This is a genomic window from Xylanibacter caecicola, from assembly GCF_013166515.1.
Lineage (GTDB): Bacteria > Bacteroidota > Bacteroidia > Bacteroidales > Bacteroidaceae > Prevotella > Prevotella caecicola.
This window is the reverse complement of sequence record NZ_JABKKJ010000011.1, coordinates 1-12551: the sequence shown is the minus strand read 5'-3', so window position 1 is coordinate 12551 and position 12551 is coordinate 1. Positions and strand designations below refer to the sequence as shown.

The following is a 12551-nucleotide window of genomic DNA, read 5'->3' as shown; positions in this document are numbered from 1 at the left end:
CTTTTGAGGATGAAAGGACGGGCATTTTACGTCTGAAACGCCGCCTTTTGCAGGGTAAAAAGGGTATTTAGGAACTCTTTAAAGAGGTGCTACAGAGTTCTGTACTATATGCTACAGATTTCCATACTATATGCTACAGATTTCTCTACTATATGCCACAGATTTCTCTACTATATGCCACAGATTTCTCTACTATATGCCACAGCTTTCTCTACTATATGCTACAGAGTTCTCTACTATATGCCACAGAGTTCTCTACTATATGCTACAGATTTCCATCTCATATGCGATACATTTCTATCTCATATGCGATACGTTTACATCTCATATGCGATAGAACCCCGAAAAGCATATTTAAACAGGGCAAAAATACTGTTTATGGGACATTATAAGGCGCTTTCCAGCCCTAAACGATGCACACTTTCCTGCTTCCTGACGTAATTTACTGATATCAAACACGTTATACCAGCACGCGTATTTTGGCGTTCTTTCGCCCCGACATGCTTCTTTTTTCTGAATATCGCCGTATTTCGGGGTTATGGAAAATCAAAAAGAAAGGAAAAACGCCATTATAATTAATAATTGATAATTCATAATTTATACCTGCGCCGTGTAGGGATGCTCCCCGGAGCATCCGAAACCGCATAGCTTGCGTCATTCGCAATCACATCGGCTTATCATTCAAATCTATTCGGGTAATTATCCATATTCTTTTCGGCTGCACCATGGTACAGCTCTACCCGTTGGAGAATACGCAACCCGTTGGAGAACACGCATCGGAGGCATACGTCCTCTATCTCCCCCATATCTCCCCTCTTATCTTCCTTTATCTCCTTCCCTTATCTCCTCCCTCTCGACAAAAAACAAATAAATTTGTTGTTTTATTATCGACTTATTCGTATCTTTGCAGCCGCTGTAGGTTTGCAACCAATACGTGGGTTCGGGATAAGCAACAATCGCTTCAGTCGTGTTCTCCTCATGTAGGGACATATTCTTGTATCTGTCCGCACGCCTCATAGAGGCGTTCTTTATACTGTTCACACAGATAAAAGCGACAAAACGACAAGGCATTTGTATTGAAGACATTGACTTCTTATCTGAACGCCTCTTCGATGCGTGCGGACAAATACAAGAATATGTCCCTACATGAGGAGGATATGTTCGGATTTCCGTTATCTCGAACTCGCGTAACCAGTGCAATTAAAAGGGAATCAGGTGAGAGTCCTGAACAGTCCCGCTGCTGTAAGCTGCCGTTTGCGAGACAAACACAAAGCCACTGATACTATCGGGAAGGCGTTTGTCTACGGGCAACAAAGTCAGAAGACCTGCCTCCGGCATGTGTATATATTTTCTGCGTGCTCGAGGAAAGCTGCAGAACAACAACATCATTATGAGAAAGATTCTAACAATCGCAGCACTGTTGTGCACATCCGGGGTAGCTGTCTGCGGTCAGACGGCAGGAAACGACTCTGTCTGCGGCAAGACGAAAGCCATCGACGGCGTTGAAGTGTCGGCAAAACGCACATCGGGCAACATACTGTCGGACAAGCCGTTGCAGACGATAGATAAAGAGACTGTCGACATCATGGGTTTTCACACCGTGGCAGACATCGCCAAGAAGTTCGCCGGGGCGAGCGTGAAGGACTACGGGGGCATAGGCGGAATGAAAACCGTATCGGCGAGGAACATCGGCGCGCACCACACCGCCATAAGCTACGACGGCGTGACGATAAACAACACACAAGCCGGGCAGGTGGACATCGGACATTTCATGAGCGACAACATAGCGCGCCTGTCGCTCGCATTGGGCGAAGGCAGCGACCCTATGCAGACGGCGCGCCACTATGCCTCGGCGGCACTGCTGTCGATAGAAACCGAGCTGCCGCGGTTCGACGCCAAGGATTGGACGTTCAAGAGCAAGCTCCGCGGCGGTTCCTTCGGTATGGTAAGCCCCACGATGTCGTTATGGAAAAAGCTGTCGGAGAAGACGGTGGTATCCGCCAACGCCACATTCATGCGCGCCGACGGCGCATACCCGTTCGAACTGAAGAACGGCAGGCTTACGACAACCGAGAAGCGCAGGAACAGCGACATATACTCGTGGCAGGGCGAGGTGAACATGCACAACACGTTCGACAACGGCGCCACTCTTCACTCAAAGGCATACTACTATTATTCGGAAAGGGGGCTGCCGGGCGTCGTAATCCTATACAACAACGATGCAAAGGAGCGTCTTTGGGACGAGAACTTCTTTGCACAAAGCGTTTATAAAAGGAGTTTCGGCAACAGACTGAAGCTCAACGCCATACTGAAATACACGCATTCGTGGAACAGATACGAGGACATCAACGTGAAATACCCCGACGGCAGGCTGACAGACATAAACCGGCAGAACGAATACTACGCCTCGTCGACGCTCATGTGGCTCCCCGTAAAGAACGTCTCGGTGGCTTTTGCACAGGACTTCTTCATCAACACCCTCGGCAACAACATCGAGACGCAGCCCGATCCCAAGCGTTACACATCGTTGAGCGCCCTGTCCGCCCGATACAGTGGCAAGCGGCTGACCGTAAACGGCAACATCGTAGGGACATACGCCGCCGAGCATGTGGACAAGGGCGACAAGCCCGCCGACCGCAAGCGGCTCTCCCCCTCGCTGTCGGCATCCTACCGCCTCATCGCCGACCGCTCTTTGTTTGTGCGCGCGATGATAAAGAGCACGTTCCGCATACCTACGTTCACAGACCTGTACTACATGCACATAGGCAACACCGGACTGAAGCCGGAAAAGGCTGTCGAGTACAACGCCGGCATGACATGGGCGGGGAAAACAGGCAGGACGCTCTCCATGCAGATTACCGTCGACGGCTATTTCAACAACGTCAGCGACAAGATAGTCGCCTTTCCGACAACATACGTATGGAAGATGGCGAACTTCGGCAAGGTGCACATCACCGGAATAGACGCCACAATGGCTTTGGGATGGCACATCGCAAAGGGCTTCGACGCCGAACTGACGGCTGCCTATACTCTCCAGAAAGCCGTAGACAAGACCGATACGCAGCGTTCGAGCTACAACAGGCAGCTGCCCTACACGCCCGTGAACAGCGGCAACGGCACACTGACACTAAACACGCCCTGGATGAGCATCGGATACAGCGTCAATGCCTGCGGCGAACGCTACAGCATGAGTCAGTCTACGGACGAGTACAGGCTCGAACCGTATTGGGACCACTCCATAACCCTCTCGCGCAAGTTCAAACTGAGGAGCTGCGCGCTGCAGGTGGCGGGAAGCATATACAATCTCACGGACGAGCAGTACGAAATAATACAGTACTACCCCATGCAGGGGCGCAACTGGCAATTATCCGCAACTATTACATTATAAAATAAACATTAAAACAGTTATTATGAAAACAAGTAAAATGCTTCTATCGGTCCTCTGCGGACTGGTTCTCTCATTCGGTTTCTTCTCATGCAGCGACGACGACAGCGAAGACTGGTCTTGGAAAGAAGGTTCAAAAGTCGAACTGCCACGCTATCGCGCGTTCGTCCTTACCGAAGGAACATTCAAACACAACAACTCGCACCTCACATTCCTCGATCCGGCGCAGGACACCATTTACACCCGCGACATATACGAGGCACAAAACGGCATAAAGCTGGGCGACACAGCCAACGACATGATCGAACACGACGGTGACATCTACATCGTAGTGAACGTATCGAAAGTATTGCTGCGCCTTAACGGCTCGGGAGTGGAGCTTGCAAGATACACCGACTTTGCGACACTGGGCGAACCGCGCAACCTTGTGGAAGAAGACGGCAAGCTCTACGTCACATGCTACGGCGGATACGTGGCACGTTTCGACGCTAAGACGCTCAAACCGGAGAAGTCTGTGAAGGTGGGAAACACTCCGGAACAGATTATAGAGCACAACGGCAAGCTCTATTGCGTAAACTCGGGCGTGGCATCAAACACCCTGTCAATAATAGACATCAACAAGTTTGACAAGGCGGAGAGCGTGGAGATAATGAGCAACCCGTTCGGAATACAGGAAGACAACGGGCACATCTACATCATGGCATACGATGCCAACTACAAAAGATACATCTCGCTCTACAACGAAAGGACAAAGACCTGCACGAAGATTGCCGACGCCGGCAACATGTATGCGGACGGCGACAATCTGTACATGGCAAACTCCACATCACCTGACTATATCAACTATCAGACAAACTATTCGATCTATAATGCCAAGACCGGACAGACAAAAGAATGGAAGATGACCAACCTGCCTGCCGTAATGACGCAGGGCACAAACACGGTATACATGATCGAGCGCAACGAATACGACGGCAGCTTCTACATCGGTCTGACGAATTATTTCGAAGACAGCAAGCTGTATCACATCGCTGCCGACGGAAAATACATATCAAGCGTACCGGCGGGAGGCATAAGCCCCAACTCAATGATATTCATCAGATAATGAGGAGAGTATTAAAGTATATCGTTGTATGTGCAACGGTTCTGATATCTTCGTGCTCCGGCAAGACAACCGCCGGGCATGAAGATGCCGGCGACAGCATGACAATGAAGTATGCCGAGCATATAAAGATTGTGAAGCATAGAGACTACACAACCGTCACGCTCACCGACCCGTGGAACGCCGGCAAGACGCTTCATACATACATACTCGTAAAAAAAGGAACGCAACACAGCGGAAAACTGCCCCAAGGCACGGTAATCAGGATACCGCTGGAGAAATCGGTGATAAGCACGTCGGTACACAGCGTATTGCTGCTGTCGCTGAAGAGAGAGAACAGCATTGCCGGAGTTTGCGATGTTCCATACATAAAGAACGCCCGTATTTCCCTTGCCGTAAAGAACGGAAGCATTGCCGACTGCGGCAGCAGCATGGCTCCGGCGATAGAGAAGATTATCGAACTGCACCCTGACGCGATACTGCTGTCGCCCTTCCGGAACAGCGGAGGCTACGGAAAGATTGACAAGTTGGGCATCCCCGTAATAGAAGCCGCCGATTATATGGAAACGACGGCACTGGGGCGCGCCGAGTGGATGAAGTTCTACGGACTGCTTTGGGGCGCCGAAGAAAGGGCGGACAGCATATTCAATGCCGTAGAGAAAGAATATATGGAACTGAAAACGCTGGCAAAGACGTCGAGAGTAAGCAATTCCATACTCATGGATACTAAAACAGGCTCGGTGTGGTATGTTCCGGGAGGCAGAAGCACGATAGGACAGATTATAAAAGACGCCGAGATAGCATATCCGTTTGCCGACAACGACAACAGCGGAAGCCTGCAGCTGTCGTTCGAAAAGGTGCTCGAAAGCTCTTCCGATGCCGGAATATGGATGCTTAGATATGCCGGCGACAAGCCTCTCGCGCTCGACGCTCTCGGCAAGGAATACAACGGATACAGACAGTTCAAGGCATTCAAGACCGGCGAAGTATACGGATGCAACACTCTGCATTCCACTTTCTACGAAGAAACACCGTTTCATCCGGAAAGACTGTTGCGAGACTTCGTCATGATAGCCCATCCCGACCTCGGAATAAAGGGTGACACCAAATATTTCTTCAAGCTTAAATGAACAGAAAGAGCATATACATATTATCAACATCGCTGTCCGTCGTTGCACTCTTCGTCCTGAACCTTTTCGTAGGTGCGGCAGACATCCCGTTACAAGACGTGATAAAGATACTGATATGGCAGGAGCACGAGAACGAAAGCTGGAGATACATATTAATGGAGTCTCGGTTGCCCCAGGCAATAACCGCCGCATTGTGCGGAGCGTCCCTCGCGGCATGCGGACTGATGTTGCAGGTGGCTTTCCGCAACCCTCTTGCCGGTCCGTCCGTATTCGGAATAAACAGCGGTGCAAGCCTCGGTGTCGCCATAGTGATGCTCGCGCCGGGCATAGGCATGTCTGCCGGAACAATATCGGCAGGCTCGTTTGTCGCCGTGCTGACAGCGGCATTTGCCGGCGCCATGGCAGTGATGCTGATAATACTGCTGTTTTCAGTCATCGTCCGCAACAACGTGATGCTGCTTATCATAGGCATCATGACGGGATACATGGCTTCGTCCGCCATTTCACTGCTTAATTTCATCGCAACCGAAGAAGGAGTACAGTCGTATATGATATGGGGAATGGGCAACTTCGGCGGAGTGACAATGAACGGCATTCCACTGTTTGCATCCGTCACCATACTTGGACTTGTATGCTCGCTTCTTCTCATCAAGCCCCTCAACGCCCTGCTTCTTGGGGAGCAATATGCCGAGAACCTCGGCGTAAGAACCACAAGGGTTCGCAACCTGCTGCTGCTTGTAACAGGTTTGCAGACTGCCATAACCACCGCATTTTGCGGTCCTGTGTCGTTTATCGGACTTGCCGTTCCGCATATCGCGCGCATATTCCTATTGACAGACAATCACAGAATTATAATGCCGGCAACCATGATATCGGGAATGGCAGTGGCACTGCTTTGCAATTTTATATGTGTGTTGCCGTGTACGGGCGGAGTATTGCCGCTCAATGCCGTAACACCGCTCATCGGTGCACCGGTAATAATATACGTTATAACAAGACGCAGACTTGTCTGACACACATTAAATGTGGTATATGGCTTGACTTTATTATATATAAAAACATAAAAAATCACGTTTTTTATGTATCTTTGCATAAGATAAGAAGGGCAACAACACTGCCATGACCTAAAACACAAGCATAAGATGAAAAAGACAGCCATAATAATAATAACGTCAATACTGGCAATGACTGCCATAAACGAGATACATGCTTTAGACCTTAAAGCAAAACTTTCACACTATTCCACAAAAGACGGGCTTGCCAGCAATGCAATATCCGATATCATTACTGACAAGTATGGCTATATTTGGCTTGCTACTTATAACGGATTGTGCCGTTATGACGGTTATTCGTTTTACAACTACAGCACAGGACTGAGAAGCAACATCTCGGATTTTCACAACAGAATACTCCAGATACATACAGATCCGGAAGGCAATATATGGATGAGAATGTATGACAACCGTGTATTTGTGCTCGACAGAAGAACGGACAAAATCATCAGTGCCTTTCAGGGAATAAACGGTGGCTACAACTTTATAACCACTCACAAAATAACAGTTGCTCCAAACGGAGACGTGTATGTGATAGTTGACAACAACGGTCTTTATCGTATAAAACTTAAAAACAGCAAGTTTATAAGAAAAAACTATCCGTTGGTCAATATAAATGTCAATAGCGTTGTATGTGACAACTCCGGCAATGTTTGGCTGGCAACCGATAATGGTATCATGCAACTCGACAACAAGACAGGAAAAATATCCAACCGCTGTTTCGGTGGCGAAGATATAACAGCTGCTACATGCAAGGAGAACAAACTGTACGCAGGTACGATGTCGGGAAAAATATTATGTCTTGACAACAAGAGACAACGCAAACTGATAAAACAGCTCGACGAAAAACATGTTTCTTCGATATATGCGGACAATAACGGACTGTTATGGTTCTCGACGGAGAAACAGGGTGTATCGCGACTTAACCCTGCAACAGGTGATGTAAAAGACTTTACCCAGATTGTCACCATACCCGACATAGATCTTAACGGTGGCATGTTCTGTGAAGAAGACGGCATTCTATGGGCAAGAATGAACCATGGTGGTTTCGGATATTATGACCGACAAGCTGATGAAATAAGATATTTTCACAACAATCCTGATAATCCCTGGAACTTGTCAAACACACTGACGGCATATCTGCCTATGCCACACGGTGTGATATGGATGTCTACGATAAGAAGAGGACTTGAGAAACTCGAACTTTTCAACAACCAAATTTCAAGATATAAACTCGAACCCAATGCCACAAACTATGATGCCAATGAAATAAGGGCAATACTACAGGATAAGAAAAGCGGAAAACTGTTCATTGGAAGCAAGGCGGGAAAGCTGTATATCTTTGACAATGGAAAAAGAACTGTAATAGACAAAAACTCCGAAGGAGAGAACATCGGCAGGATATATCATCTGATGCAGGACCACAACGGGAATATATGGATGAGCACCAAAGGGAACGGACTGTACAGAATGACTGCCGACGGAAACGGAGGATACAATATGAAACATTTCTGTCACAATGAAAAGAACAGACAAAGCATAAGTTCGGATAATGTATACTGTACCGCAGAGGACAAGAAAAGCAACATTTGGGTTGCTACATTCGGCGGAGGAATAAACATGTTGCCGGGCGGAAACGACGGCAATGGTTTTATCAATGCCAATAACACTGTCAGTGACATTCAGAACAAACTGTACAGAAGAATAAGAACTCTTGCCGTGGACAATGACGGACTTGTATGGGCAGGAACATCCGACGGAATAATACTATTCAACTATAATGCCAAGACAAAGAAAATAGGCAGCACACAACTGAAACAGACAAAAAACTACAATGGTAATCTGGGACCGTTGGAAAGTTATGATATCATACAAATAGCAAAGGCAAAAGACGGACGGATGTGGATTGCAACAAACAGCGGAGGACTCAGCCGGGCTGTGCAGAAGGATAAAGACGGAGGATGGATGTTCGAAACATACAGCGACAAGAACGGACTGCCGTCCAGTGAGATAAAAAGCATCACGTTCGACAATAAAGGGACCGTATGGTTCACCACCGAACAGACAATATGTTCTTTCAATCCAGAGAAACAGCAGTTTGCAATATTCTCGTCATTAGACGGAATAGGAGACGTTAGCTGCTCGGAGTGTGCCGCCACGCAACTCAACAACGGGCAACTGTTTTTCGGCACTCTTGACGGATATTATCTAATAGACAGAAAGAACTTCTCTATGCCTAAGAACGAAGATCTCAAACTGAAAATAACAAATTTCTATATCAACAGCGAGATTGTAAGTCCGCGTCTGAACGATTTCTACGATTACTACATCCCGGACAGCAACTACGTTAAACTTCCGAGCAGGTCGAGTGCATTTGCCTTTAGCTTCGCATCACTAAGCCATCATCTGCAGCACAGGGTACACTATCAGTATATGCTCGAAGGATATGATGACGAATGGCACAATGCCGATGCCACGCACATGGCAAGTTTCTATGACATACCTGCCGGAACATACAAATTCAAGGTAAAGGCATTTCTGCTCGAATCGCCCGATAAATATGAGATAGCGGAAATCACGGTTAAGGTTCCTCCATACTTTTGGGCTTCTACTGTGGCACTGTGGATATATATAATATTGATAGTCCTTGGCTGCGGCATATACTTCTGGATGAGAAAGAAGCGCAAGATAAACCTGGAGAACATGAAGGTCATAAAGGTCGGACCGCAGGAAGTTGCCTTCAAGCATGATGATGATTACGAGTTTGTAAAACAGCTTCTCGACTGGCTGGAGGAACACTACACCGATGCGAATATAAAGATAGAAAACATGCTTGAGAACTCGTCGTTGTCAAGAACATCATTCTATAACAAGGTGAAATCACTGACGGGATTGTCACCGAAAGAACTTATAAGTGACTTCAGATTGAAGAAGGCTATAATGTATCTGGAGAACTCCAATATCACAATACAGGAAATTGCATATAAGACAGGGTTCAATGATCCGGTTTATTTCACCCGCACATTCAAGATGAAGATGGGCATGACACCGACAAAGTATCGTGAAGATGCAAGGAGCAAGAAACCGGCAAGCACAAACAGAAACACTGTCGAGGCATCGCCGGACGAACAGGAACAGTAAACAAACGGGCGGTGGGCGTGCACCATTGGGCATTGACCGTCAGACAAAGGAATAAAAAATAATGTAATGAAAAGACTTATTGCTTTTACCGCTTTCATAATCTGCATTAACTTATCATCGATGGCTGATACAAAAACTGTAAAGTTACGGGTGCTGGGCACAAGTGACGTACACGGATGCTTCTTTCCGTACAACTTCATAGAGCGCAAGGAGACAAAAGGCTCGTTGGCAAGACTTAGTACATACGCCGGCATGATGAGAAAAGAATACGGAGACAACCTCATCATGCTGGATAACGGCGACATACTGCAGGGACAACCCACGTGCTACTACTTCAACTATGTGAAGAATGACGTTACAAACGTTGCGGCAGAGGTCATAAACTATCTTGGCTACGATGCACAGACCATAGGAAATCATGATGTGGAGACCGGACATGCGGTATATGACAAGTGGATAAACGAGGTAAAATGCCCGGTACTTGGTGCAAACATAGTAAGAACCGACAACGGCAAGCCCTATCTGCGCCCTTACAAGATGATATGCAAGGACGGAATAAAGATTGCAGTTCTGGGACTTCTTACACCGGCAATCCCCAATTGGCTTACCGAGGACCTGTGGCAGGGCATGCGCTTTGAAGAAATGACAGCATCTGCACGCCACTGGATGGAATACATAAAGAAGAACGAAAACCCCGATGTCGTCATCGGACTGTTCCACTCGGGCAAGGAAGGAGGCATAACCACCGAAACGTATTACGAGGATGCAACATTAAAAGTGGCACGCGAGGTGGCGGGGTTCGACCTTATTATATTCGGGCACGACCATTCGCGATACTGCGGACAGATAACCAACACGGAGGGCAAGCAGGTGTTATGTCTCAATCCGGCAAACAATGCACTTGCCGTTGCCGATGCGGAAATAACGCTTACACTTGACAACGGGCGTGTAAAAGAGAAGACTGTAACGGGCAGGATAACGGACATTGCGGCATGCAATGCGGACAAAGAATACATGGAAAGGTTCAGATCTGTGACGGAAGACATAAACTCGTACGTGGGCAAAAAGATAGGAACATTTGCCAAAGGCATATACACAAGGGACAGCTTCTTCGGAAGTTCCGCATTCGTTGACCTTATTCACAATCTGCAACTGCAAATAACGGGAGCGGACATATCGTTCAATGCTCCTCTTTCCGTCGATGCCGGCATAGAAGCAGGCGACATATACGTAAGCGATATGTTCAACCTTTACAAGTATGAGAACCAGCTTTACGTGATGACGCTTACGGGCGAGGAGGTAAGAAAGCATCTTGAGATGAGTTACGACCTGTGGGTAAACACCATGAAATCGGCAGACGACCATATATTGTTGTTGGATACCGCTGCATTGACCGGCGGAAGACACAGTATGTTCCGCAACATGACGTTCAACTTTGACAGCGCTGCGGGAATAGACTATGAAGTGGACGTGACACGCCCCGACGGCGAAAAGGTGCACATCTTGCGCATGAGCGATGGAAAACCATTTGATAAAGCCGCCATGTATCGCGTGGTGATGAACAGCTATCGTGGCAACGGCGGCGGCGAACTGTTGACGAAGGGTGCCGGCATTCCGCACGATGAACTGAAAAACAGGATAATATACAAAAGCGAAAGGGACCTGCGACATTATCTGATGCAGGAGATAGAGAAGAAAGGAACAATAAATCCGGGCGCCAACAACAACTGGCGTTTCGTACCGGAAGAGTGGACAACGGAAGCCATAAAGCGTGACCACCGCCTGCTGTTCGGCGATAAATGAAAATTGTTTCCATATTAATAAGGAACGTATACCTATTATATATATATGAATACATGCTGGTTTGCTTTTTACAACTCCGACCTGTTACTTGAAAAACAGGCGGACGGCACATATACAATACCGCAAGGTGAAGAATGTCCCGTGGATAACAAAGGATGCCACGTGCACGATATCGACACGGAAAGCGGTCATATTGTAAAGACATTCAGTCTGTCTTCTTCTCCCGAAGATGATTCAAAGTACGAGCTTTGTCCGCTGCGCAAGTCATACAACCTGCTGCCTCTCGAGCTATATCTCGAAGCGGGAAAGTGTGAGGAGATATTATATTGGGACACCACTACGCAATACTGCGGCACATGCGGCTCGCCCATGCGCATGAATACCGGCATATCAAAAGTCTGCGACAACTGCCATAGGGAAATATGGCCCCAACTTGCCACAGCCGTAATATGCCTTGTTCACAAGGGCGACGAGATACTATTGGTGCGTGCCCACAACTTCCGAAGCAACTTCTACGGACTTGTCGCAGGCTTTGTGGAAACAGGAGAGACACTCGAACATGCCGTTGAGCGCGAGATAGCCGAGGAAACAGGACTGACAGTAAAGAACATCGAGTATTTCGGTTCACAACCATGGCCCTACCCCAACGGACTTATGGTCGGCTTCTATGCCGAATATGCAGGCGGTGAGATACATATACAACAGGAAGAACTCAAGACCGCCGGCTGGTTTCACATAGACAGCCTTCCCGTAATCCCGGAAAAGCTCTCCATTGCCCGCAAGTTGATAGACAACTGGCTGAAACTAAAGGTGAAGCTTCCAAATCGAAGTGCAAAACTTTGATTATGGAATAGCCATTACCTCACTCCTCTCGTGAGGGGCTGCCCGAGCGGCGGGGGCGGACGAGACCGCCCCCGAGAGCGGACAACAGCAGGATA

8 protein-coding genes and 1 riboswitch are annotated in these 12551 nt (G+C 47.8%); of the genes, 7 read left to right on the top strand and 1 reads right to left on the bottom strand.

The window, feature by feature from the left end; genetic code table 11:
- Positions 1-816: 816 nt before the first annotated feature.
- Positions 817-1017, bottom strand: coding sequence for a hypothetical protein (locus tag HPS54_RS07640; protein ID WP_172344850.1), 201 nt, complete (start codon positions 1015-1017; stop codon positions 817-819).
- Positions 1018-1164: 147 nt separating this feature from the next.
- Positions 1165-1347, top strand: a riboswitch (cobalamin riboswitch).
- Positions 1348-1390: 43 nt separating this feature from the next.
- On the opposite strand from HPS54_RS07640, the gene HPS54_RS07635 reads away from it, so the two are divergent.
- From HPS54_RS07635 to nudC, 7 genes are all read left to right on the top strand, one after another.
- Positions 1391-3388, top strand: a complete 1998-nt coding sequence (locus tag HPS54_RS07635) for a TonB-dependent receptor plug domain-containing protein (RefSeq protein ID WP_172344849.1) — start codon at positions 1391-1393, stop codon at positions 3386-3388.
- A gap of 22 nt (positions 3389-3410) precedes the next feature.
- Positions 3411-4490: a YncE family protein gene (locus HPS54_RS07630; protein ID WP_172344848.1), complete on the top strand. Its 1080-nt coding sequence runs from the start codon at positions 3411-3413 to the stop codon at positions 4488-4490.
- Positions 4490-5617, top strand: coding sequence for an ABC transporter substrate-binding protein (locus HPS54_RS07625; protein ID WP_172344847.1), 1128 nt, complete (start codon positions 4490-4492; stop codon positions 5615-5617). Before HPS54_RS07630 ends, HPS54_RS07625 begins: the two co-directional genes overlap by 1 nt.
- Positions 5614-6630 carry an iron ABC transporter permease gene (locus HPS54_RS07620; RefSeq protein WP_172344846.1) on the top strand — a complete coding sequence of 339 codons (1017 nt, stop codon included), beginning with the start codon at positions 5614-5616 and terminating at the stop codon, positions 6628-6630. Before HPS54_RS07625 ends, HPS54_RS07620 begins: the two co-directional genes overlap by 4 nt.
- Before the next feature lie 129 nt (positions 6631-6759).
- Positions 6760-9810 carry a two-component regulator propeller domain-containing protein gene (locus HPS54_RS07615; protein WP_172344845.1) on the top strand — a complete coding sequence of 1017 codons (3051 nt, stop codon included), beginning with the start codon at positions 6760-6762 and terminating at the stop codon, positions 9808-9810.
- 66 nt (positions 9811-9876) lie between these two features.
- Positions 9877-11613 (top strand): bifunctional metallophosphatase/5'-nucleotidase, encoded by a 1737-nt coding sequence (locus HPS54_RS07610; protein ID WP_172344844.1) that lies wholly within the window; start codon positions 9877-9879, stop codon positions 11611-11613.
- A gap of 45 nt (positions 11614-11658) precedes the next feature.
- Positions 11659-12456, top strand: coding sequence for an NAD(+) diphosphatase (gene nudC / locus HPS54_RS07605; protein ID WP_172344843.1), 798 nt, complete (start codon positions 11659-11661; stop codon positions 12454-12456).
- The last annotated feature ends 95 nt before the right edge of the window (positions 12457-12551 follow it).

Coding starts and splice junctions, on each gene's coding strand:
- HPS54_RS07640 (WP_172344850.1), bottom strand. CDS start 1,017: ATGAGGCGTGCGGACAGATACAAGAATATGTCCCTACATGAGGAGAAC.
- HPS54_RS07625 (WP_172344847.1), top strand. CDS start 4,490: ATGAGGAGAGTATTAAAGTATATCGTTGTATGTGCAACGGTTCTGATA.
- HPS54_RS07635 (WP_172344849.1), top strand. CDS start 1,391: ATGAGAAAGATTCTAACAATCGCAGCACTGTTGTGCACATCCGGGGTA.
- HPS54_RS07620 (WP_172344846.1), top strand. CDS start 5,614: ATGAACAGAAAGAGCATATACATATTATCAACATCGCTGTCCGTCGTT.
- HPS54_RS07610 (WP_172344844.1), top strand. CDS start 9,877: ATGAAAAGACTTATTGCTTTTACCGCTTTCATAATCTGCATTAACTTA.
- nudC (WP_172344843.1), top strand. CDS start 11,659: ATGAATACATGCTGGTTTGCTTTTTACAACTCCGACCTGTTACTTGAA.
- HPS54_RS07630 (WP_172344848.1), top strand. CDS start 3,411: ATGAAAACAAGTAAAATGCTTCTATCGGTCCTCTGCGGACTGGTTCTC.
- HPS54_RS07615 (WP_172344845.1), top strand. CDS start 6,760: ATGAAAAAGACAGCCATAATAATAATAACGTCAATACTGGCAATGACT.